This is a genomic window from Ruegeria sp. CDSA021 (assembly GCF_059612325.1).
This window is the reverse complement of the sequence record NZ_JBXWQJ010000005.1, coordinates 75,049-96,401: the sequence shown is the minus strand read 5'-3', so window position 1 is coordinate 96,401 and position 21,353 is coordinate 75,049. Positions and strand designations below refer to the sequence as shown.

25 protein-coding genes are annotated in these 21,353 nt (G+C 58.2%); 9 read left to right on the top strand and 16 right to left on the bottom strand.

All coding sequences use genetic code 11. The annotated features are described in order from the left end of the window. Positions 1-125: 125 nt before the first annotated feature. The 3 genes from phbB (at position 126) to yddG (ending at position 2,959) form a co-directional block, all read left to right on the top strand. Entirely contained in the window at positions 126-848 is a 723-nt protein-coding gene (phbB, locus tag AC2FLD_RS08275) for an acetoacetyl-CoA reductase (RefSeq protein ID WP_050604037.1), read from the top strand. A gap of 300 nt (positions 849-1,148) precedes the next feature. Beyond that, the gene (locus AC2FLD_RS08270) at positions 1,149-2,096 is read left to right on the top strand and encodes a transcriptional regulator GcvA (RefSeq protein ID WP_496668552.1); all 948 of its coding nucleotides are present in this window, start codon (positions 1,149-1,151) and stop codon (positions 2,094-2,096) included. Beyond that, entirely contained in the window at positions 2,093-2,959 is an 867-nt protein-coding gene (yddG, locus tag AC2FLD_RS08265; protein ID WP_496668550.1) for an aromatic amino acid exporter YddG, read from the top strand. The genes AC2FLD_RS08270 and yddG overlap by 4 nt, the downstream gene beginning before the upstream one ends. On the opposite strand, the gene AC2FLD_RS08260 is transcribed toward yddG, so the two are convergent. From AC2FLD_RS08260 to AC2FLD_RS08250, 3 genes are all read right to left on the bottom strand, one after another. Then, positions 2,956-3,120 (bottom strand): YdcH family protein, encoded by a 165-nt coding sequence (locus AC2FLD_RS08260; protein ID WP_083445267.1) that lies wholly within the window; start codon positions 3,118-3,120, stop codon positions 2,956-2,958. The genes yddG and AC2FLD_RS08260 overlap by 4 nt on opposite strands. 131 nt (positions 3,121-3,251) lie before the next feature. Continuing rightward, positions 3,252-4,016 carry a tRNA1(Val) (adenine(37)-N6)-methyltransferase gene (locus AC2FLD_RS08255; protein ID WP_496668548.1) on the bottom strand — a complete coding sequence of 255 codons (765 nt, stop codon included), beginning with the start codon at positions 4,014-4,016 and terminating at the stop codon, positions 3,252-3,254. Next, positions 4,013-4,228 (bottom strand): putative signal transducing protein, encoded by a 216-nt coding sequence (locus AC2FLD_RS08250; RefSeq protein ID WP_117870413.1) that lies wholly within the window; start codon positions 4,226-4,228, stop codon positions 4,013-4,015. Before AC2FLD_RS08250 ends, AC2FLD_RS08255 begins: the two co-directional genes overlap by 4 nt. 56 nt (positions 4,229-4,284) lie before the next feature. On the opposite strand from AC2FLD_RS08250, the gene AC2FLD_RS08245 reads away from it, so the two are divergent. After that, complete coding sequence (locus tag AC2FLD_RS08245; protein WP_496668546.1) at positions 4,285-5,283, top strand: polyprenyl synthetase family protein; 999 nt, start codon at positions 4,285-4,287, stop codon at positions 5,281-5,283. On the opposite strand, the gene AC2FLD_RS08240 is transcribed toward AC2FLD_RS08245, so the two are convergent. From AC2FLD_RS08240 to soxR, 4 genes are all read right to left on the bottom strand, one after another. Next, positions 5,276-6,097 (bottom strand): 4-(cytidine 5'-diphospho)-2-C-methyl-D-erythritol kinase, encoded by an 822-nt coding sequence (locus AC2FLD_RS08240; protein WP_496668544.1) that lies wholly within the window; start codon positions 6,095-6,097, stop codon positions 5,276-5,278. The genes AC2FLD_RS08245 and AC2FLD_RS08240 overlap by 8 nt on opposite strands. Then, positions 6,087-7,799 (bottom strand): tetratricopeptide repeat protein, encoded by a 1,713-nt coding sequence (locus AC2FLD_RS08235; RefSeq protein WP_496668542.1) that lies wholly within the window; start codon positions 7,797-7,799, stop codon positions 6,087-6,089. Before AC2FLD_RS08235 ends, AC2FLD_RS08240 begins: the two co-directional genes overlap by 11 nt. Before the next feature lie 104 nt (positions 7,800-7,903). Beyond that, positions 7,904-9,550 carry an electron transfer flavoprotein-ubiquinone oxidoreductase gene (locus AC2FLD_RS08230; protein ID WP_496668540.1) on the bottom strand — a complete coding sequence of 549 codons (1,647 nt, stop codon included), beginning with the start codon at positions 9,548-9,550 and terminating at the stop codon, positions 7,904-7,906. A gap of 136 nt (positions 9,551-9,686) precedes the next feature. After that, complete coding sequence (gene soxR, locus AC2FLD_RS08225) at positions 9,687-10,142, bottom strand: redox-sensitive transcriptional activator SoxR (RefSeq protein ID WP_050604029.1); 456 nt, start codon at positions 10,140-10,142, stop codon at positions 9,687-9,689. A gap of 82 nt (positions 10,143-10,224) precedes the next feature. On the opposite strand from soxR, the gene AC2FLD_RS08220 reads away from it, so the two are divergent. The 3 genes from AC2FLD_RS08220 (at position 10,225) to AC2FLD_RS08210 (ending at position 12,317) form a co-directional block, all read left to right on the top strand. Next, on the top strand, positions 10,225-10,605 hold the full coding sequence (locus tag AC2FLD_RS08220; protein WP_496668538.1) for a VOC family protein: 381 nt from the start codon (positions 10,225-10,227) through the stop codon (positions 10,603-10,605). 231 nt (positions 10,606-10,836) lie between these two features. Continuing rightward, complete coding sequence (greA, locus tag AC2FLD_RS08215; protein WP_050604027.1) at positions 10,837-11,307, top strand: transcription elongation factor GreA; 471 nt, start codon at positions 10,837-10,839, stop codon at positions 11,305-11,307. Between the two features lie 14 nt (positions 11,308-11,321). After that, positions 11,322-12,317 (top strand): hypothetical protein, encoded by a 996-nt coding sequence (locus tag AC2FLD_RS08210; RefSeq protein WP_496668536.1) that lies wholly within the window; start codon positions 11,322-11,324, stop codon positions 12,315-12,317. Here AC2FLD_RS08210 and AC2FLD_RS08205 read toward each other — a convergent pair. From AC2FLD_RS08205 to AC2FLD_RS08185, 5 genes are read right to left on the bottom strand one after another with little or no spacing between them, the layout of a single operon-like run. Continuing rightward, positions 12,314-12,907: a GNAT family N-acetyltransferase gene (locus AC2FLD_RS08205; RefSeq protein ID WP_496668534.1), complete on the bottom strand. Its 594-nt coding sequence runs from the start codon at positions 12,905-12,907 to the stop codon at positions 12,314-12,316. The two genes, AC2FLD_RS08210 and AC2FLD_RS08205, sit on opposite strands and share 4 nt — an antisense overlap. Beyond that, positions 12,904-14,949: a molybdopterin-binding protein gene (locus tag AC2FLD_RS08200; protein ID WP_496668871.1), complete on the bottom strand. Its 2,046-nt coding sequence runs from the start codon at positions 14,947-14,949 to the stop codon at positions 12,904-12,906. The genes AC2FLD_RS08205 and AC2FLD_RS08200 overlap by 4 nt, the downstream gene beginning before the upstream one ends. 20 nt (positions 14,950-14,969) lie before the next feature. Further along, complete coding sequence (gene mobB, locus AC2FLD_RS08195) at positions 14,970-15,461, bottom strand: molybdopterin-guanine dinucleotide biosynthesis protein B (protein WP_496668532.1); 492 nt, start codon at positions 15,459-15,461, stop codon at positions 14,970-14,972. Further along, complete coding sequence (gene mobA / locus AC2FLD_RS08190) at positions 15,458-16,114, bottom strand: molybdenum cofactor guanylyltransferase MobA (RefSeq protein WP_496668530.1); 657 nt, start codon at positions 16,112-16,114, stop codon at positions 15,458-15,460. The genes mobB and mobA overlap by 4 nt, the downstream gene beginning before the upstream one ends. Next, positions 16,107-17,048 (bottom strand): formate dehydrogenase accessory sulfurtransferase FdhD, encoded by a 942-nt coding sequence (locus AC2FLD_RS08185; protein ID WP_496668528.1) that lies wholly within the window; start codon positions 17,046-17,048, stop codon positions 16,107-16,109. The genes mobA and AC2FLD_RS08185 overlap by 8 nt, the downstream gene beginning before the upstream one ends. On the opposite strand from AC2FLD_RS08185, the gene AC2FLD_RS08180 reads away from it, so the two are divergent. Further along, a complete protein-coding gene (locus tag AC2FLD_RS08180; protein ID WP_496668526.1) occupies positions 17,047-17,763 on the top strand; it encodes an AzlC family ABC transporter permease in 717 nt (238 codons plus the stop codon). The two genes, AC2FLD_RS08185 and AC2FLD_RS08180, sit on opposite strands and share 2 nt — an antisense overlap. Then, entirely contained in the window at positions 17,760-18,092 is a 333-nt protein-coding gene (locus AC2FLD_RS08175) for an AzlD domain-containing protein (protein WP_496668524.1), read from the top strand. Before AC2FLD_RS08180 ends, AC2FLD_RS08175 begins: the two co-directional genes overlap by 4 nt. On the opposite strand, the gene AC2FLD_RS08170 is transcribed toward AC2FLD_RS08175, so the two are convergent. The 4 genes from AC2FLD_RS08170 to AC2FLD_RS08155 form a co-directional block, all read right to left on the bottom strand. Further along, positions 18,081-18,713: a hypothetical protein gene (locus tag AC2FLD_RS08170; RefSeq protein ID WP_050604021.1), complete on the bottom strand. Its 633-nt coding sequence runs from the start codon at positions 18,711-18,713 to the stop codon at positions 18,081-18,083. The two genes, AC2FLD_RS08175 and AC2FLD_RS08170, sit on opposite strands and share 12 nt — an antisense overlap. Before the next feature lie 17 nt (positions 18,714-18,730). Beyond that, the gene (locus AC2FLD_RS08165) at positions 18,731-18,865 is read right to left on the bottom strand and encodes an aa3-type cytochrome c oxidase subunit IV (protein ID WP_050604020.1); all 135 of its coding nucleotides are present in this window, start codon (positions 18,863-18,865) and stop codon (positions 18,731-18,733) included. A gap of 89 nt (positions 18,866-18,954) precedes the next feature. Next, on the bottom strand, positions 18,955-19,494 hold the full coding sequence (locus tag AC2FLD_RS08160; protein WP_496668522.1) for a hypothetical protein: 540 nt from the start codon (positions 19,492-19,494) through the stop codon (positions 18,955-18,957). After that, the gene (locus AC2FLD_RS08155) at positions 19,481-21,322 is read right to left on the bottom strand and encodes a glycerophosphodiester phosphodiesterase family protein (protein ID WP_496668520.1); all 1,842 of its coding nucleotides are present in this window, start codon (positions 21,320-21,322) and stop codon (positions 19,481-19,483) included. Before AC2FLD_RS08155 ends, AC2FLD_RS08160 begins: the two co-directional genes overlap by 14 nt. Positions 21,323-21,353 lie beyond the last annotated feature (31 nt).

The following is a 21,353-nucleotide window of genomic DNA, read 5'->3' as shown; positions in this document are numbered from 1 at the left end:
ATTGCCCCTTTGATGCGACGATATTGCCATTCGGAATCCGAAGAATAATGACGAAACAATATTGCGCAAGATCACCTCTCAAAGTAACAGCATTATCAAGACAACTGAAATTGGAGGAGTCATAAATGGCACGTACAGCACTCGTTACCGGCGGTTCCCGCGGCATCGGCGCAGCAATTTCCAAGGCGCTCAAGGCCGAAGGGTACAATGTTGCGGCCACCTATGCAGGGAATGACGAAGCCGCCGCGAAGTTCACCGAAGAGACCGGTATCAAGACCTACAAGTGGAACGTCGCCGATTATGACGAATCCAAAGCAGGCATCGAGAAAGTGGAGGCCGAAGTTGGCCCCATCGATATCGTTGTCGCCAACGCAGGCATCACCCGCGATGCACCATTCCACAAAATGACGCCCGATCAGTGGAAAGACGTGATCGACACCAATCTGACCGGAGTGTTCAACACCGTGCACCCTGTTTGGCCTGGCATGCGCGAGCGCAAGTTTGGTCGCGTGATCGTCATCAGTTCGATCAACGGTCAGAAAGGCCAGTTCGCGCAAGTAAACTATGCCGCGACCAAAGCAGGTGATCTGGGTATTGTGAAGTCTCTGGCGCAGGAAGGCGCACGTGCAGGCATCACCGCCAACGCGATCTGCCCCGGCTACATCGCAACCGAAATGGTTATGGCAGTGCCCGAAAAGGTCCGCGAGGCCATCATCGGCCAGATCCCGGCTGGCCGTTTGGGTGAGCCTGAAGAAATCGCGCGCTGTGTTGCGTTCCTGGCCTCGGATGACTCGCAGTTCATCAACGGCTCGACCATCTCGGCCAACGGTGCGCAGTTCTTCGTCTGATCCGTATATCAGAAGAAAAAACGGGCCGGTCCATTTGGACCGGCCCTTTCTTATCCCGTAAGATCGCGCGCGCAGCGATCAGCGGGAACCGAAAATCCATCCCCAAAACTGCCAGACCACCTGGCTGCGCTCTTGATGGGCGCGCAGGATCGCCATCTGGGCGGCGGGATTTGTCGTCATCTCGATCATGGCCGTCTCCTTGTTTCAACTTAGATTTGCTTGACCTGATGCGAATATGTGCTTCTAATTACAAGCCGACAAACGAGCTTTCTTGGACCTTCAGTTAAGATTTACTTCACTATGAGTGACTATCTTCCACCGCTGACCGCGCTCCGTGCGTTTGACGCCGCGGCCCGGCACATGTCTTTCGCGAAGGCGGCAGAGGAATTGCATGTAACACCAGCCGCCCTGTCCTTTCAGATCAAATCGCTTGAGGAACATCTGGGGCGACCGCTGTTTCGCCGTTTGAACCGCGCCGTTGAACTGACCGAGGCAGGTCGCGCTCTTGCTCCTGGTGCGTCTGAAGGCTTTGCAACATTGCAATCCGCATGGCGCGCAGTGCGAAGGCAGGAAGACAACAACAGCCTGACCGTTACCGCAGGTCCCGCGCTGACGGCCAAATGGCTGGCCCCACGGCTGTACGAGTTCGCCCGCGCGCATCCTGAAATCGATCTGAAATTCTCGGCCACGCTGCGCAACATGGACCTTGAGCGGGACGACGTGGATGTCGCCATCCGTTTCGGGAACGCGGCAGACGAAGGGTTGCACTCTGTTCCTGTGCGAAAGGAATGGCTGACCCCTGTCATGACCCCGGAATTGGCGGAACAATTCCCCACTCCGGATAGCCTGCAAAAAGCCCCTTTGATCCATGACGAGTCGATCAGCTTTCTGACCCCGCCCTGCGACTGGCCTGCATGGTTCCGCGCCGTGGGCATCGATTTCACCCCAACCCATGGCGCACATTTTTCCAATGCCGATCACGCGATCGATGCTGCCGTCGCCGGTGTTGGCGTGGCACTTGGGCGGCGCGCCATGATTCTCAAGGATCTGACCGAAGGCCGATTGGTTGCGCCGTTCAAAACAGCCTTGGAAACCAAAGGTCGGTTCCGGTTCTTGTGCCTTCCGGGGGCCGAGAAAAAACCTCAGATCGCAGCTTTTCGCGATTGGTTCCTGACTGAAATTGAAAAAACCGCGCATATATCGGATGAGTTCAAAATCATACCGATTGAAGAGGTTTCCCCCCTATGACAAAAATGCGTGCAACCGCTATCGGTTTTGTGGCCGTTTTACTGTGGTCCCTACTTGCGTTGTTCACTGTCGGGTCTGCGCCCACGCCGCCTCTTCTGCTGAACACAATATGCTTTACGATCGGCGGCGCTTTGGGTCTGATCTGGGCGACGGCAACCGGCGGGTTGAGCGGTTTGAAAAAGGTTCCCTGGACCACTTACCTGTTTGGTACTTTGGGTCTGTTTGGTTATCACGCGCTGTATTTTTCAGCCCTGCGCATGGCCCCCGCAGCCGAGGCTGGGTTGATCGCCTATCTCTGGCCTCTGCTCATCGTGCTTATGTCGGGCCTGCTTCCGGGTGAACATCTGCGCATCGGGCATCTGATCGGGGCCTGTCTTGGTTTTGCAGGGGCTGCTGTGATCATCGCAGGCGGCGGAGGGGCAGGCTTTCAGGCACAACACTTGCCCGGATACGCATTGGCCCTGCTCTGCGCGCTGACATGGTCGGGCTATTCCGTCCTGTCGCGCAAACTGGGTGATACACCAACCAGTTCGGTCGCGGTGTTTTGCCTTGCAGCCGCGCTGGCGTCTGGCCTGCTACATCTGGCTTTGGAAGACACGGTATTTCCAGACACAACCCTTGGCTGGGTCTCGGTTCTGGCGCTTGGCCTGGGGCCTGTCGGAGCGGCGTTTTATGTTTGGGATATTGGGGTCAAGCAGGGCGACATTCAAATCCTCGGAACCTCATCTTATGCGGCCCCGTTGTTGTCGACCCTTGCTTTGGTGGTCGCCGGAATCGCCGCCCCGTCCTGGGGCCTGGCGATTGCGGCCTTTTTGATCACTGGCGGGGCCTTGATCGCGGCCCGCGCCAGCCTGAAAGCTTAAGCGGACAGGCGTTCGATCTCTTCTTTGAGTTTGAGCTTCTGTTTCTTTAACTGAGCTATATGGAGATCATCAATGCCCGGCGAGCGTTGGGCTTGTTCCACTTCGAGACCGAGAGATTCGTGCTTTTTCTTCAGTTCCGTCAGATGTGCGCTCACGCTCATTGCGATCCTCCTTGTTTACGTGTCTGTATGTCACGTAAGAAGTTGACCACATCGGCTCCACCCTGTCACGCTGCACAAGCACAGAATCTGTAATAAATCCGACAAAATCGGCTGGTCATTGCCGATAGACGTCAGAGCCGGGGCAACGGGGCGGCTTGCCGAAGCACTGCGGAAACCTGCTCGGTATAGCTTTCGCCATCTGTTTCGTGGCGCTCGCCCGCGTGCAAAATCAATGGCGCATGGAGGCGAAATGCTGCACGCCCCCCCTTGCGAGCCCGCAATATGACCAGTTCGGCCTCTCGACCTGCGCGTGCGCAAAGCGGCAACACTTCAACCGAGCCCAGTTTGCCCGCACAGGCCACTATCATGTCCGGCAGGCGATCTGCCTTCTGGACCATATGCAGATACCCTTGCGGGGCCAGACGTTTGGCCGCAACAGTAATCCAGTCATGCAAGGGGGTGTCTTCCCCCAAAGCAATGCTTCGGCCAGCGTCGCGGGCGCGACTATGCGCTCCGGCGCGGTAATAGGGGGGATTGGCAATGACGTGATCGAACTGGCGCTGCCGGATCTCGGCCGGCAAAGCGGATAGGTCTGCCTCAATCAAATCCAGTTCCACACTGTTGATCTCCGCGTTCCGGCGCGCCAGATCGGCATAAGCCTGTTGCAATTCGATACCTGTCAAATGAAGGCCGGGAACCCGTGCCGACAGACACAGAATGGCCGCTCCGGCACCACATCCCAGTTCCAATACGGACTGCCCGGCCTTAGCAGGAACAGACGCAGCCAGCAAAACCGGGTCTAACCCGGCGCGATACCCCGACACGGGTTGCAACATACGAATCTGGCCACCCAGGAAATCGTTGCAGGTCAATTCTTTGTCATCAAAGCGGGTCATCGGCCCAGCGGAATCTCATTATCGCGCATTACACGCTCGGCCCGGGTCAGGTCTTCGGTCCGAACCATGAGGCGCCGGGGGAAGATTCCGATACCACCTTCGAGGATGCTCATATTTACGTCCATCTGAAAGCAGTCTATATCCTCGCCCTCAAGGAGAGCGGATGCAAAGGCCAGGATTGTCGGATCGGTACTGCGCAGTAGTTCTTTCATGGGGATGGATGTAAGGGCAAGGCGAGGCGGAAGTCGAGCCTTGTATCAGGAGTGTGATGACCGTCGACATGATCTCAAAACCGCATGAGCGCCTCGCTGAACTGTTGGCGGGTGAGATGGAGGCCGTGAATGGCCTGATCCGCACACGGATGGCGTCGGACCACGCGCCGCGTATCCCCGAGGTGACTCAGCATCTTGTTGAAGCGGGTGGAAAGCGTCTGCGTCCAATGCTGACATTGGCCGCCGCGCATCTGTTTGGCTATGCTGGCGACCACCATGTGCGCCTTGCCGCTACTGTTGAATTTATTCACACCGCGACCCTGCTGCATGACGACGTGGTGGACGAAAGCGATAAGCGGCGCGGTCGTCCAACCGCAAATCTGCTGTGGGATAACAAATCCAGCGTTCTGGTCGGCGATTACCTGTTTTCGCGTAGCTTCCAACTGATGGTCGAAACCGGCTCACTTCGGGTTTTAGACATTCTGGCCAACGCCTCGGCCACCATTGCAGAAGGCGAAGTGTTGCAGATGACGGCGGCAACCGATCTGCGCACGGATGAAAGCGTTTATTTGCAGGTCGTACGCGGCAAGACAGCCGCGTTGTTCTCTGCTGCGACCGAGGTCGGCGGCGTGATCGCTGGCGCGTCGGAAGAACAAGTCAAAGCCCTGTTCGACTACGGTGACTCATTGGGCATCGCTTTCCAGATAGCGGACGACCTGCTGGACTATCAGGGCGACAGCAAGGCAACCGGTAAGAACGTGGGCGATGATTTCCGCGAACGCAAGCTGACCCTTCCAGTGATCAAGGCCGTGGCTCAAGCCACACCCGAGGAGCGCACCTTCTGGGAGCGTACCATTGAAAAGGGTCGTCAGCAGGACGGCGATTTGGATCATGCGCTGCGGCTGATGGAAAAATACGCCACGCTTGAGGAAACCCGGAAAGACGCTTTGGGTTGGGTCAAGAAAGCCAAAGCCGCATTGGACCTGTTGCCTGATCACGAGATTCGCAGCCTGCTGCGTGACCTGGCCGATTACGTGGTCTCGCGCCTCAATTAAGCTGAGTGGCGCGGCACCACCAACCAGAATGGGCTGCGCCGATCTCATAAGCTGCGAAATGTGCGTCTTTCATCGTCGGGTAAAGCGCAAAGCAGGTTGACCCCGACCCCGACATGCGCGCCACAAGGGCGCGATTGGTCGTGCTCAACTCATCCAGAACCTGCTCGATCTCGGGCGCAACGGCCATGGCAGGCTGCTCCAGATCGTTTCGCTGTTCGCGCAGCCACTGGGCGCAATCGTAAGCGTTTTCGAATTCAGGGATACACTCTGGCATCGGTGGATTGTCTCTGGACGCCAGCGCGTTGAAAACGGCGCCTGTCGGCACTGGTATGTTCGGGTTGACCAATAGGGCCGGCAGGTGCGGAAGGTTCACATCAACCAATCGGTCACCAATGCCCTGCATCCTGATCGCTCGGCCCGCCTGACAGACGGGCACATCTGCCCCCAATGACAACGGCAAATTCGGTGGAACATCAAAGCCTTGCCCCGCCAAAGTCCGAAGTGTGGCAGCGGCATCCGACGAACCGCCCCCGATACCCGCCCCGTGGGGCAAAGATTTGCTGAGCTCGATATGCCCGGTCCAACCGACGCCCTCGGCTGCTTTCCACACCAGATTGCGGTCGTCCGTGGGAACCCCATTGGCAAACTCTCCGCGCACATCTATGGACAATGCAGGTCCGGGTTCAAACGTCAGCTGATCGCCCATGTCTGCAAAGACCACCAGCGAATCCAACAAATGATAGCCGTCGTCCCGGCGACCGGTCACATGCAGGGTCAGGTTGATCTTGGCGGGCGCAAACGCCTCAATTTCCATTAGCGACTTTCAAAGGTTCGGCACCCTCTTCGGCCAGCACGGCATCCAGCCCCACCTCGATCTTGCGCCTAATACGATCCGGGTCGGCCTCACTATCGGTATCTTCCGGGTCGATAAAAGACAGCGCCCGTTTCCACTGGAATTCGGCCTCACGCGCCCGGCCCACTGCCCAATAGACATCGCCCAGATGGTCATTCACCACCGGATCGACCGGCATCAGCTCTACGGCACTCTCCATCTGCTCAACAGCTTCGTCATAGCGACCCAGACGGAACAGGACCCAGCCCAGGCTGTCGACAATGTAACCGCTGTCCGGACGGGCCGCGGCGGCGCGTTGAATCATGTCCAGCGCCTCGTCCAGTTTCTCTTTGCGCTCGACAAGGGAATAGCCCAGATAATTCAGAACTTGCGGCTGATCCGGGTTCAGCTCAAGAGCACGGCGGAAATCTGCTTCGGCCTCGTCCCACTGTTTCAGCCGCTCGTGGCTGATGCCGCGGGCATAGTGCAAGAACCAGTTGCCCCCTGCCGCATTGTCTGTCAGCGCGATTGCCGTGTCATAAGACGTCACTGCCGCCTGATAGTTTTCCTGACGCCGCTGCAGATCGGCCAATGCCACATGCACACCCGGAAGGTCAGGATCTTGCGTTGCCAGGTTTTGCAGCACCTCGACGGCAGCATCGGTTTTACCCGATCGGTCCAGAACCTCGGCCCGACCCAGCTCTGCCGCGTGGTGATCGTTGCTGTCCGCCGGAACCGTACGATAGGCCGCAACCGCCAGGTCGTATTGCTCCAGCTGGTCTAGTAGGTCTGCGCTCAGCAGAATGGCATCCACGTGACCTGAGCGCAGAAAACTGGCCAATCGTGTGTAAAGAAGAACATAGTCCGGCGACGCCTCAGCGTTCAGCGCGACACCAACGGAAAAGAAAATCTCGGCCATACCATCCTGAGCAGAACGGATATGGGTAAAGGGCAACGTTTCACCCGCCTCCAACTGGCTGGTATAGTTCTCGATGGTCGGGTCGCTGCCTGCGACGAAAACATCTTCTAGGAACTGAATTGCGTCTTCGTTCTGATCCAGTTGCGACAGGACCTCGGTTCGTGCCAAAGCCGCCCGACGCGTAAAGCGTGCAATCGCGCCGTCATTGGCTGCAAAGACCGCCTCGGCACCTTCAAAATCGCCGATTGAGGCCAAAGCCATAGCCTTGTGATACAGCGCAAATTCCCTCAGGCCCTCTTGCGTGGCAACGGCATCAAACTGCTCCATCGCCTTTGTCATCTCACCCTGCGCCAAGTGGGCCCAAGCGATCATCAACCCGTCCACCAATGGCCCGACACCCTGTGTTTCAGGGTCGCGGGCCAGAAGGACGTCATATTTGCCATCTGCAATCAGATTGGCCGCAATCACCATGCGTGCGCCCTGGCTGGGCAGGTTGGCTGCTTCGATCTGCTGGGCGACCGGCAATGCGCGTTCGATCTCGCCCAATGCAAGGCGCGCCACAACAACGCTTTCCAACAAAAGGGGATTTTGGGAATCGAACTTCAGTGCTTGGGCATAATACCGCTCGGCTGCGGCATAATCACTTTCGTAGATTGCCTGTCGCCCGGCCAAATATGACCCTGCGCCCGAGTCTGAGTAAGCCGGTACTGCGACCGACGACATGAGCAGCACGGACAAAGCCGCGCGACGAACGAGGGAAACCACCGAAATCCTGCCTTGCTATCGTTGACTGACATTCAAGCTAGGGCTTTGGCTGGCAAGAGGCAATGGCAGAGCCTTCACGACCCTGCCAGTGCCCGCTTTTTCGCTTACATATTAGGGTAGTTCGGACCGTCCCCACCTTGCGGCGTTGTCCACGTGATATTCTGGCTGGGATCCTTGATGTCGCAGGTTTTGCAGTGCACGCAGTTCTGGAAGTTAATGACGAATCGCGGACCGCTTTCATCCTCCACCATCTCGTATACGCCCGCCGGGCAGTAACGCTGCGCCGGTTCATCGAACTTGGGCAGGTTCACTTTGACCGGGATCTCGGGGTCGGCCAGCTTCAGGTGGCAGGGCTGGCTTTCCTCATGATTGGTCGCCGCAAAAGACACGTTGGTCAGGCGGTCGAAGGACAGCACACCATCAGGTTTCGGATAGTCGATCGGCTGATGCTTGCTTGCATCCTCGGTCGACTCTGCGTCGTTCTTGCCATGGCCCAGCGTACCCAACACCGAGAAGCCCAGCGTGTTGGTCCACATGTCCATGCCACCCAACACCAGTGAGGCGGTCAGGCCGTATTTTGACCACAGCGGCTTGACGTTGCGTACCTTCTTCAGGTCGCTGCCAATCGCGCCTTCGCGCACGTCGGCTTCATAGGCGGTCAGTTCGTCACCCGAACGATCGGCCTTGATCGCATCGAACGCGGCCTCGGCTGCGGCTTTACCGGACAGCATTGCGTTATGGTTGCCCTTGATGCGCGGCACGTTGACCATGCCGGCTGAGCAGCCCAGCAGCGCCACACCCGGAGCGACCAGTTTAGGCATCGACTGAAAGCCGCCTTCGGTGATGGCACGGGCACCGTATGAGACACGCTTGCCGCCTTTCAGCAGCTCGGCCACCATCGGGTGATGCTTGAAGCGCTGGAATTCCATGTACGGATACAGGTGCGGGTTCTTGTAGTTCAGGTGAACCACGAAACCGACATAGACCTGATTGTTTTCAAGGTGGTAGATGAACGACCCACCACCTGCGTTGCTGCCAAGAGGCCAGCCCATTGTGTGCGTGACGCGGCCTTCCTTGTGCTTGGCAGAGTCGATCTCCCAGATCTCTTTCATTCCGACGCCGTACTTCTGCGGTTCTTTACCGGCAGACAAGTCATACTTGGCAATGACTTCTTTGGACAGCGATCCGCGCACACCTTCCGACAGGAAGACGTATTTGCCGTGCAACTCCATGCCCGGCTCGGTGTTGGGGCCGTAAGAGCCGTCAGCTTCCAGACCAAAGACACCGGCAACCACGCCTTTGACTTCGCCATTGTCGCCAAAAACCATTTCCGAGCACGCCATGCCCGGGAAGATTTCGACGCCCAACTCTTCGGCTTGCTCGGCCATCCAGCGGCAGACATTGCCCATCGAGACGATATAGTTGCCGTGGTTGTTCATCAGCGGCGGCATCGGGAAATTGGGGATGCGAATCTTGCCCGCTTCACCCAGCATGTAGAAGTTGTCTTCCTCAACTGGCACGTTCAGCGGTGCGCCTTTTTCTTTCCAGTCCGGGATAAGTGCATCCAGACCACAGGGATCAAGAACCGCACCCGAAAGGATGTGCGCGCCAACTTCCGAGCCCTTCTCCAGCACCACGACGTTCAGGTCGGCATCCAGCTGTTTCAGACGAATGGCCGCAGACAGGCCCGCGGGACCTGCACCCACGATCACCACATCGTATTCCATCGCTTCGCGTTCAATCTCGGCCATCGCGGGCTCCCTAGCTAACTTTCCGATTTGGCGCTGTCACCGCCTGATCTGCGCAATTTTGTTTCACGGGTGATTACATGCTCGGAAAGACCTTGGTCAATCGAAACACGGCGTAACAAGGGCGCTATTCGACACATCATGCCTCTGGCGCATCCCCCATCAGGTATCTGGGACCGCTACCATGCGATTTTGCCCTGTCATCTGGGTTGTAGAGCGCACATTTCGGCAAGCTCAGGCACCCGCAGCCGATGCAGCCATCCAGATTGTCGCGTAACCGCATCAGAGTATCGATTCGCTGGTCCAGATGGGCGCGCAATTGCACACTAATGGCCTTCCAATCCTGCGGTGTTGGCGTGCGACTTCCCGGCAGGCCCGACAAAACCTCACGGATTTCCGGCAAGGTCAGGCCAAACTGCTGCGCAATCATCACAAAGCTCAGCCGCCGGATGTCTGCCCGCTGATAACGCCGCTGCCCACCCGCGTTGCGCCAGGGCGAGATCAGACCCTGCGCTTCATAGTACCGGATGGCCGATACCGCCAACCCGGTGCGCCGGGCCAATGCGCCAATTGCAAGCCCCTCTGAAACAGCCATCAAAGCCTCAAAAAATTACCTTGACCTAAAGTTAGGTTTAGAAATTACGGTGAGTCGTGACAAGTCAAAAACAGGAGATCCCATGATGGCAACGCTTGAACATACCAATTTCACTGTCCGCGACCCGCAGGCTTCGGCCGCCTGGATGCAAAAGGTCTTTGATTGGGAAACCCGCTGGGAAGGCCCGGCAATTTCAGGCGGATACACTGTTCACGTCGGTTCCGCTCATACATATCTGGCACTGTACAAACCTGATGAGCCAAGACCGTCAGACGAAAGCAGCTATGATGTGATCGGCGGGCTGAACCATGTGGGAGTACTGGTCGAAGACATCGATGCCACCGAAGCCAAAGTGCGCAAAGCAGGATTCGAACCCCACAACCATGCCGACTACGAACCAGGACGTCGGTTCTATTTCAGGGATGACAACGGTATCGAGTTTGAAGTTGTACAATATGATTGAGATGTTGTGGCTCAGCACCCCGTCTCAGCGCTGGCGCAGGTCGCGGCATCCCGATCATCGCCACAGGCCGCATCCCAAATCAAAACGGCGCGAAGTCGCGAATTGATCGCTTCTGACGCTGTCACCTCTTGCAATTCACGTGGCATTTGGGTCAGGTATTCGTCAACCTAACATTCGCCCCGACGCTTCTGTGCGGCGGGGCGACTCAATTTATGCGTGGACGTAGAGAGTATGGAAAAGATCCCAATGACGCCTGCGGGCAATGCCGCGCTCGCGGCTGAGCTGAAGAACCTCAAATCCGTTGAACGCCCGGCGATCATCGAGGCGATTGCATCGGCGCGCGAACTGGGCGACCTGAAGGAAAACGCTGAATATCATTCGGCTCGCGAAAAGCAGGGTTTCATTGAAGGGCGTATCAAGGAGCTGGAAGGTATCCTTTCACTTGCCGATGTCATTGACCCGGCCAAGTTGACCGGCGCAGTCAAGTTTGGCGCAAAAGTTACATTGGTCGACGAAGACACCGATGAAGAAAAGACGTGGCAGATTGTTGGTGAATACGAGGCCAATATCGAAAACGGCTTGCTGAACATCAAATCTCCCATCGCCCGCGCCCTGATCGGCAAGGACGAGGGGGACAGTGTAGAAGTACGCACGCCCGGTGGCGTGCGGTCTTATGAAATTCTTAGTATTGAGTACGCCTGACCGGAGCGCATGTTATGTCGGGGCCCAAACCTGACCCGGAAACAGAAAGACCGACCTCGCTGGGCATCTATGATCGCCCAAAGGCATCGGCTGTCACTGAAATTGAGATCGCCGCGTTGGTGCTCAGCCTGATCTGGCTGGTGGTGTCGGTTGTCTTTCTGGTGCTTCCGGAACAGGGTCAAAGCGGCGGCTTCATTGTCACCTTTCTGGCGGTGTTCATGCCCGTGGCCATGATCTGGGTCGCGGCCACGGCAATGCGCGCCAGCCGGGTGATGCGCGAAGAAAGCGAACGGCTGCAAACGGCGATTGATGCCATTCGGCAGGCTTACGTTGCGCAGCAGCAGCGTGCCTCCAGCACCTATGAGCCTGCCGTGGCAAAAAAGCTGGACGAAATCGCAGCGGCCACCCGGAAAACGGAGAACGCACTGGCGACATTCTCAACCAAGCGCACCGCTCCGACGACCGCCTCGGCGCAATCCTCCGCTCCAGGCGACCAAACCTCGCTCGAACTGGGAACGCCTGCGGAGGAGATTGCGCCGCCGCTCAGCACCTCAGTTTTCATCCGTGCGCTGAACTTTCCGGAAACACAGGATGACACCGAAGGGTTCAATGCACTGCGCATTGCGCTGAAAGACCGCAAGACAGCGCAGATTGTCCAGGCTTCGCAGGATGTTCTGACCCTGCTGAGCCAAGAAGGCATCTATATGGATGACCTACGCCCTGATATGGCTCGGCCAGAAATCTGGCGTCAATTCGCCCAAGGCACACGCGGCCGCGCCGTTGCCGCGTTGGGGGGTGTCCGCGACAGGTCTTCACTGGCGCTGACAGCAGCCCGGATGAAACAGGATCCGATCTTCCGCGACGCGGCCCATCATTTCCTACGCCGTTTCGACAAGATGATGGCCGAGTTCGAACCCGCCGCAAGCGATGCGGAACTGAGCGCACTGGGGGAAACACGCACGGCGCGCGCGTTCATGTTGCTGGGCCGCGTGGCCGGAACCTTCGACTAGGAAGTTACGACCGGCCAGGACATCTTCGTCGCAATGCTGAAGCCGAACAGGTGTTTTAGTGGCCCGGTTTTTTCTTCACCAACAGGCCGAAACCCTTCACGCTCATACAAGGCACGGGCGCGGGGGTTTGTGTCAATCACATCCAGCTGAACCTCTGACATTCCTCTGTTGCAGGCCTCTTGCTTGACGGCACCCAAAAGGGCCGTGCCCACGCCCTTGCCACGTGCTTCGGCGGCGACAAAGATGCCATCCATCTGGAACACACCCGGTTTCAACTCACGCTCCAGCACGCTCAGAATAAGGGCGCGCCAAATGGCCCCAAACCAGCCATAGACCCCGGCGAGTTCAGACACGCTGCCTCCGGCCAAACCGCCAGCGCGCGTCTTGAACCCTGCCAGACCCAGCATCCGGCCCGTGTCATCCCGCGCAACCAGCGCAAAGTCCGGGTTCAATACAGTTTCAAAAAAGGCCAGACCCTTTTCGTCAGGGCCCATAACCTTGTTCAGTTTGGCCCGGAACGCCTGCCAGAACAGCGCCGCTGCCTGCGCGCGCTCTTGGTCAGCAAATCCGGGTGAAATTGCGATGGTCAATCACCAAAGCTCCCGTACGGTATGAAATGTACTGGGTCGCCCGGCTTGATGTGCCGCGCGCCATCTTCGATTTCGACCAAGCCTTCGGCCCAGCTGAGCCCACTGATCCGGCCCGATCCTTCCGAATGGAACACCTCGGCCCGCCCATTACGCATCCGGGCACGCAGGTATTCACGGCGGCCAGGTTTCTTGCGTTTCTCAAAAGCGGCAGGCACCTCGAACCCTTGCGGTTCCACCCAACCTTCGCCCGACATCAGGCCCAGCGCGGGGCGTGCAAAGATCAGCGTGCAGACCATGGCAGCCACCGGGTTGCCCGGCAGGCCAAACACCGGCACGCCTGACCACAAGCCCAAGGCCAACGGACGTCCCGGCTTTAACGCAATCCGCCAGTGCTGCATCGCCCCCGCTTCACGCAACAGGGCGGACACGTGATCTTCGTCGCCAGCAGACGCACCTCCGCTGGTCAGAATCACGTCGGCCTGACCTGCGGCCTGGTCCAACCGGTCCCGCAAGGCATCCCGATCATCCGAAACACGCCCCATATCAACGGGCACGAACCCAATCCGCTCGATCAATGAAAGCAACATCGGGCGGTTGGCGTCGAAAATCTGCCCTGGACCGGCAATGTCTCCGGGTTCGACCAGCTCATCACCGGTTGAAACCACCGCCACGCGCAGCGGCTTGCGCACATTTACCTCGGCGATTCCCACAGCGGACAGCAACGCAAGATCGGCAGGTGTCAATCGACGCCCGACGGGCAAAGCCATGTCACCGGCCGCAACATCTTCGCCCGCGCGCCGTGTGTTGGCCCCCTTTTTCAGCGGGCCATGGAAGGCAATATGGCCATCTTTGACCGTGACATCCTCTTCCAGAATAACCGTGTCCACCCCATCAGGCAGCGCCGCGCCCGTCAGGACACGCAAAGCCCGACCTTCGGGCACGTGACCCTCAAATGGAATCCCCGCCGCCGCGCGCCCGTCAACCAGAGGCATGACCTGCGTGCCAACTGGGACGGGGCCTGCGAACCCGAACCCGTCCACCGCAGTGTTGGGCTGGGGCGGGTTCGAACGCTGGGCGATCACATCCTCGGCCAGAATGCGCCCACTCGCCTTGGTCAGTGCAAGCGTTTCAACAGATGTGATCGGGTGCAATCTGTCGCGCAGAAAGGTCAAAGCCTCATCCACAGGTGTCCACTCGACCCCAGCGGGCAGCGCAAAGCAATCGTTGCGCAACGGGGGTGGGGCTATGTTCGGCTTGTCCTGAGCTACACCCAATATCCAACCTTCCTCTGCCGCTGAGACATTCAATTGCGCTTTCAACTCATTCTCTGACAGACGTGACAGAGTCAAGGCAACCTGTTCGACCTGCCAGGCATCCTTGATCCGCCCTGCTGGCGGCGCTCCAAGGGTCAGAGATGGCCAGATCTCTACAAAGGCGACGGGTGTTCCCAGCGGCTGGAAAGGCCAGGCCGCGACTTGCCCGGCAAAGCGATGACGCAGCCGATTCAGAACCGGTAGCCCCATCATCACCTGTCCACCAACAGCCCCCGCGCCTGCCATCTGCCAGCAGGTAAAGCTGCCCTTTGCCAGGGTTTCCACGACACGGCGGTCCGGGAAGGGGTTGGCATAGTCGGATTTCGTGCGTGGCAGACCGTCGATGTCACGACGCAGACCGTTCATCCAAAACGGGCCGTTGCCTCCGAAATTCAGGTTGATCTGACCTGCCAGATCAAAACGGTTGTTCGCCTTAGGCGTATCCTCAATATGCCGTTCGAACCAGTCCCACAAAGCCAGGGGATCGTCCGCACCCATCATCGCCCGGGCAAATCCGGCCGGATAACCAAACGGGAAATCGAACCCCAGAAACAGGCGGCGTCCTGCATCAAGCTCGGTGCGGATCAGGGCCTCAAGCCACTGTTCAGCAACCAACCTGTTTCGCAGGTATTCGGGTTCCAACAAGCACCCTTCGCGCACAATACAGGCCCAGATCGCATCTTTGCGCGGGGTCGGCCCGGTGTCGTTTCCGCCAGACCAATCCACCATCGCAAAGGTCTGGAACAGGTTCACAAACCGACTTCTTTCAGGATGAAGTCCGCAATTTCTGTGGTGTCATTCAGATCAATAACCGCGCGGTCCAAATCCAGCGGAGTGTCGCTGGCTACAGCACGTATGGTCGTGTTCTCGGGGGCCATTAGCGTATGGCCCGCCTCGACCCGAAACGCTTCGATCTTGGGGTGGTTTTCACGCTTGAAGCCTTCGATCAGCACGAGGTCGACCGGTGAAAGCCGTGACAGCAGTTCATCCAATGCAGGCTCTGGTGCACCGCGCAGCTCCTGCATCACGGCAATGCGCTGACCTGAGGCAAGCAGAACTTCGCTGGCCCCTGCCATCCGGTGGCGGTGACTGTCGGTGCCGGGCTGATCTACATCGACGCCGTGATGCGCGTGTTTAACCGTCGAGACCGTAAAGCCCCGGCCTGTGATCTCGGCCACCAATCGTTCCATCAACCCTGTCTTTCCGGCATTCTTCCACCCGGTGACGCCAAAGACCCTCATGCCTGCTCCAACAACATTCGGGCGCGGTCCAGATCTTCTGGCGTGTTGACATTGAAGAACGGGTCAAACGGGTCGGCATCGAACAACGCCTCTCGCCCGTCATGCTTGTCAGTCCACAGCACCACCTTGCGCAGCCCATCTGTCAGCGCCGCACGCAGATCGTCGCGCAGCGCCACGGGCCAGAGGCCGAAGGTCGGGTGTCGATTGACCCGCCTGCCCCCACCGGATTTCAGCGCCTCAGCTCCCGTGCGTGGGGTCGTGGCCAAAACCAGAGGATACGTCTGCCCTTCCGCGGCCTCTTGCAGTCGCGCCACCAAGTCGCGCGGAAAGAACGGTGTATCAGCGGCAGCAGTCACAATGCTGTCCGCCCCCTGCTCTGCCGCCCAGTCCAGCCCGGCCAGCACACCGGCCAGAGGCCCGGCGAAACCTTCGATCGTGTCGGGTAGGATGGGCAGGTTCAGGTCGGCAAACCTTCCCGAGTCGCCATTGGCGTTCAGGGCAAGACCGTTTACCTGTGGGGACAGGCGGTCGATGACATGAGAAAGCAGGCTTTGCTGACCGATCTGCAGCAAGCCCTTGTCACCGCCGCCCATCCGGGTAGCCTGCCCGCCTGCGAGAATGATGCCGAGCGGTTTCTTGAGAAGGTTATTCATTGGCACTCTTCCGGCGATGTTTTTTGTCCTCACCCGCAACGGTTGACGGGTCTACGTCGCGCAGCAGGCGATCTTCGCCCGACAGGCAGACGAAGCGCTGCCCGCGCATCCGACCGATCAGCGTCAACCCAACCTCGCGCGCGATCTCGACACCCCAGGCGGTGAAGCCAGAACGGGAAGCCAGAACCGGGATGCCCATCATTGCCGTCTTGATCACCATCTCGGATGTCAGGCGACCGGTGGTGTAAAGGATCTTGTCCTCGGCCACCTCGCCTTCTGACAGCATCCAGCCTGCGATCTTGTCGACAGCGTTGTGGCGGCCCACGTCCTCCATGTAGACCAGCGGGCGATTTTCGCGGCAAAGGACCGTGCCGTGGATTGCGCCAGCCTCAAGATAAAGCGACGGGGTACGATTGATCTTGGAGGCAAGATCGTACAGCCACGACGTACGCACCTGCACCTGCGGCAGCTGCACGTCCTCAAGACCCTCCATCATGTCGCCAAAGACAGTGCCGACAGCGCAACCACTGGTGCGGGTCTTCTTCTTCAGCTTATCCTCATACGATGTCTCACGCGCTGTTCGTACAACAACGGTTTCAAGATCGTCGTCATAGTCCACGCGGATAATCTCATCATCCGCCAACAGCATCCCCTGATTGCGCAGGAAGCCCAAAGCCAGATATTCAGGATAGTCGCCGATGGTCATCGCCGTCACGATTTCCTGAGAATTGAGAAAGATCGTCAACGGGCGTTCTTCAACCACTGAAATCTGGCTGGCCTCGCCGTTCTGGTCCACACCTTCAACCGCCCGGGTAAGGCGGTCCGAGCCCGGATCAGGGGCGACAAGATAGTCCGACAGGTCGATTTCCGTGGCCAATTGCAACCCCTTCCCAAGACAGATACTGCTGCAGGCATCACCATAGGATTTAGCCATGGCCTCTGCCACATCCAAGTCTTACTTCTGGAAAGGTTTTCGCGACGGGACACCCTTTATCTTCGTCGCCGTGCCCTTTGGCCTGTTGTTTGGTGTATTCGCGACCGAAGCCGGGCTAACCATTGTTCAGACAATGGCTTTTACTTCGACCGTTTTTGCCGGAGCGGCACAGTTTGCGGCATTACAACTGCTGCAGGACAACACGCCGACGGCGATTATCATAATCTCAGCGCTGGCGGTGAATTTACGTATGGCGATGTACTCCGCATCGCTGACACCTTACCTGGGTGCGGCACCGATGTGGCAGCGCGCCTTTGCCGCCTATCTGACCGTGGACCAGTCTTATGCCTGCTCCATTGTGCGGTTCGAGAAAGAGCCCGACCTGTCGGTGTCGCAACGCATGGCTTATTTCGTGGGTTCGGTCACGCCGATCACACCGCTCTGGATTCTTGCCACCTACCTAGGCGCAGTACTGGGCGCGCAGATTCCGGAAAGCTGGGCGCTGGATTTCGCCCTGCCAATCACATTTCTGGCCATGATCGGGCCGATGATGCGGACCTTTGCACATGTGGTCGCGGCGCTGGTGGCCATCGCAGTGTCGCTGTTGACCGTCGTAATCCCGTTCAATCTGGGCCTGCTGATCGCAGGGTCTGCGGGAATGATCGCCGGAGCACAAGCGGAACTGATCCTAGAGCGCAGAAAGTTGCAACGATGACCCAGACCGATCCCGTCACCATCTGGACCATCATAATAGGCCTGGCCATAGGCAGCTATGCCTTGCGATTTGTCTTTATCGGCCTTGTAGGTGACCGCCCGATGCCGACCTGGCTGCTGCGTCACCTGCGGTACACGGCAGTTGCGATTCTGCCTGCATTGATCGCACCATTGGTTGTCTGGCCCTCGGCGACCGAAGGGCAGCCTGACCTTCCCCGGATGTCAGCGGCAGCAGTTGCGTTGGTTGTAGGTGTGATCAGCAAAAACGTGTTGGCCGCCATCTTTTCCGGGGCCGCCACCCTCTACGGTTTGCTGTTTCTACTGAGTTGAGACCCCGTCCAACTGGTTAAGGCGCGCATTGTTCGCAGCCAGACCTTTTTGCAGATCCGCATCATCGCTTTCCCGATACTCCTCGGTCACGACGCCCGGAATCTGCGCGAACTGATCCGACAGGTTTACCGGGTAAAAGGTGACATCAATCTGCTCGAATCCCGGCACCTGCTTCAATAGTTGCGAGGTGGAGTTGGTACAGAACGCACCGGCGACCGGACCGGATTGCTTAGCAAGCTGCAGGGCAATTTCAGCCTGCTGTGGGGTCACCTGAATGGTCTGGATGCGCGCGTAATGCGTCTCGCGCGCGTGAGAGCTGCGATAGGCTCGCTCGACCGCCGGAGTTATGCCGTAAAGCACATCGTCCTTCATCGGAACAACATCCGCCCTGAATGAGCCGGCAGGGTCAAAGATCACCCGCTCACTGCCCGAAATCATCAACGAGGTATGTGCCCCGGATCCGGTGCGCGTGTTGATCATTGTGTAGAGCGTCAGCGTGGAAGGTCCGGGATCACGATAAGATCTCGAGACGACCTCGGCCTGGTCAGCTTGTGGACGGTTAGAACCTGCACAGCCGGCAACGGTTGCTACCAAAAGGCAGGCAATCAGAATCCTGAGCAAGATAGCCCCCGAAATGCTTAGGAGGCGAAAACCGCCAGGAACAGACACAGAAAGGCAATCGCAACCACGCACCATGTGGTGGCTTTGATGAAACCGTTGAAAGTTTTGGTTTGGACGGTGATGTCCATTTCGCCGTGCTTGTGTTCAGCCATAAGTCTCAGAATCCCAGTTCGCGTGTTTGATCTGTTGGATAATAGAAAACCAGACGCCTGTCACCACGTCATTCGCGCGCAGGGCTTGCTTACCTGAGAACCGAGCATCCCGGATATCCAAACCCCCAACGCCAGGGCAAGCCGCTGCATGGCCCACCGCCAAATCGCACTGCACCATACATCGCATCCGCCGTGATCGCGTGTACGGTGCGAATCTGCTCGGGCGTCATATCGTAGCGGTCGGCATAGTCTTTGGCATAACGGTCTCCATGCTCCACCACGCAAGCGTGCAGAGCATCATCCGCAGCCAAACGGGCGTCATAACTTACGTCTGCCGACACCGCATCACCCGCGTTGTGGTAGGCTTGGTCATGGGTCACACAACAATATTCCCATGGCGGGTGCTCTTCATACAGCTCACCGACCTGTGGGAATTGTTTGGCCACCCAACGCCAACTGGTCGACAACCCGCCCGAACATCCATCTGTTTCAAACGCGGTCAATTCGGCACTTACGCTTTGATCTATAAGGGCACGGTGAGAGGGCATCTCAAAACTGCGCATCAGATCCTGAGACAATGCAGGCTGCGGCAGCAAAGACACAAACAATGTCAGTCTAAGGGCTGTCATCGCGCATTGCCTCGGTATCGACCTGCAATCCAAACGTCGTGGCCAGCCACAGCAACAGCCGCTCACCCGGCCCCATTTCAGCACGCACGCGCAAGACCTCATTGGCCATGGCCGGGCGATCCGTGATCAGACCATCCACACCCATCGATGCCATTTTGGACATCTGCAACGGATCATTCACCGTCCAGACATAGATATCCTTGCCCGCGTCCTGCACCTTGCGAATCAAACCTGGCGTCACCATCCCTGCATTGACCGCGACGAATTCGCCGTCCAACCCGGACAAATCCCCAACGGCGGTGGCCGCCAACACGCCGGACCGCCAGTCGGGGCGCAGCGTTTTCATCTTTTGCACCGCCGGATATTTCAGCGACATGGTGGCAATGTCGTCCTGCATCCCAAGCTCTTCCACCAGATTGATTACCCGATTTTCCAGATCGACATCGTGACCATAATATTTCAGTTCGATCAGAACCTTAGACTTGCCCTTGGCCGCTTCCAGCACCTCGCGCAGGGTCGGCGTGCGTTCCGAGGCGTATTCCGGGCCGAACCAACTGCCGATATCAATGTCGGCCACATCCGCCATGGTTGCATCCCAGACTTTCAGGTTCACCCCGGCCAGCTTCATGAAATCGCTGTCATGGGCCACGATGACTACATCATCGGCCGTTTCCTGCACGTCGATCTCGACCCAATCCGCGCCACCCTCGATGGCTTTCAGAACTGCAGCCATGGTGTTTTCAGGCCTTATGGCCGCAGCGCCTCGGTGGCCGATGACCTCGGCATGATCCGGAGCCTGCACACGTTCCAGCAGACCTTGACCGAACCAAATGCCGATGCCCAATGCAGCCAGAGCTGCTGCGACGGTTACAAACACGGGTGCGCGGATTTTGCGGGGTTCGGGATGGGCAATTTCCTTGGCTTCTGTATCGAAAAATCCATCCAGCAAAACCGCCAGCGCGCCCAGCGCAGTCGTCGCCAGAACCAACCCCGCCAGGGACCACAGCCCAGCGATTATCAGGCTGAGGATCATCGCGAACCTGAGGCTGCTGTCCGCCTGCATCGGCACCAGTGCAAACAAAAGGCTGACCACCCCCGCGATCAAAGCCGCAACGACAAGGCGCATCGCCAGCCACAGGGCAAGTTCGATCTTCAATCGCCCACGCTTACCTTCCATCCTCTGTTCACTATTGGCGAAAGCCACACGTGGCGACGCACCTTCAAACAGAACCAGATGCAGGGCCAGCGCCCAACCGGATAGACGCCGGATCAAAACCCAGGCCAGGGCCAAAACGACCAATCCGATCAGTACGACCGCCACCTGAAAGGCAGGGGGGTGGAAGGTCAGGTAATAGTTGATGTCGTATTCCGTCAGCGTCCACCACGCGATCACCCCCGCAACTGCCACAAATGGCAGGGCAAGCAGCAAGACGCGCAGAATAAACCGCACAGCAAACCCGAACAGAGCCGGAAAGCGGGACAGGTTCAGCGTCAGCGCCGCACTGCCCGCGCGCCAGGGGTCGTGTTCGCCCATGCGCAAGGACCCGGCCATGACCGAGAACACAAAGACCTCAGCCAGCAATAACAGGCTGAGAACCGCAATACCTGCTATGAAGCCTGCCGGAGACAGCAGGAACATCGCAATGTCCTGATCTGTCAGCGCCGTTTGATCCGACAGAGAAACGGCCAGATTGACCGCCACTGCGACACCCGGCGCGATCATCGCCACCAGCAGCAGACGCACGGCAATATAGATCGGTACAAAGACCCTGCGCCGGGCCCAGGCCCCGGCATAGGCTTGTGAAACTTCTTGGAAAAATCTGCTCACGCGGTGGCCTCCGAAATGGTGCATTCATTCA